Here is an 855-nt window from a genome sequence, read left to right as displayed (position 1 = left end):
GCAGGGCGGCGGGCGCCGCGGGGCCCGTGCCCGGCGGAGTGCCGGGCGCGGCCGCGGACGGCGGGCCCGGGAAACCCGGGGAGGCCGCGGACGCCGACGACGACGGGCCGGGGCCGGCCGGGGCGAGCCCCGACCGGCTGGCCGCGCTGGAGCGGCGCCTGCGGCAGGCCCTCGGCGGGCTCGACACAGCACGCCGCGCCGAGCGCACCGCCGTCACCCTGCGCGCCGAGCTGGAATCCCTGGACCGGCAGGCGCGCGCCGACGAGGAGGCGGCCGAGGAGGCCGCCGAGTGGCTCGGCGGCTGGGAGGCGGCCCGCCAGGAGCACCAGCGGCGGATCGACGCCGCGCTGGAGGCGGCGGCCCGCGCCGAACGGCTCGCCGCCGAGGCCGGGCTCGCCGGGCGGCGGCTGGCGGCCGCCCAGCGGCGCGACGGACTCGCGGCCGAGGCGGCGCAGGCCGCCGAGCGCCTGCTGGACGCGCGCCAGGAGGCCGTGGCGGCGCACGAGACCTGGCTGGAGCTGCGGGAACGGCACCTGGCCGGCATCGCGGCCGAGCTGGCGGCCCGGCTGCGCGACGGCCGGCCGTGCGCGGTGTGCGGCGCGACCGAGCACCCGGCACCGGCCCGTCCCGCCGCCGGACACGTCGACCGGGCCGCCGAGGACGCCGCGCTCGCGGCCGTCCGGCGCGCCGAGGCCGCGCGTGATGAGGCCGGGCGGCGGTCGCAGGACCTGCGCGAGCAGCTGGCGGCCGCCGAGGCCGCCGCCGACGGCGGAGCCGTCCCGGAGCTGGCCCGGGCCCTTCAGGCCGCGCAGGCCGCCCACGCCGAGGCCCGCGACGCGGCCGCCGGCACGCACG

At 84.0% G+C, this 855-nt stretch carries 1 pseudogene; it reads left to right on the top strand.

The window, feature by feature from the left end:
* Nucleotides 1-26: 26 nt before the first annotated feature.
* Nucleotides 27-855, top strand: a pseudogene (locus RKE29_RS30200) (SMC family ATPase); the annotation flags it as partial.

The organism is Streptomyces sp. B1866, assembly GCF_031932565.1.
In the GTDB taxonomy this organism is placed as follows: domain Bacteria; phylum Actinomycetota; class Actinomycetes; order Streptomycetales; family Streptomycetaceae; genus Streptomyces.
The sequence above is the reverse complement of the archived record's forward strand: the minus strand, read 5'-3'. Positions and strand labels throughout refer to the sequence as shown.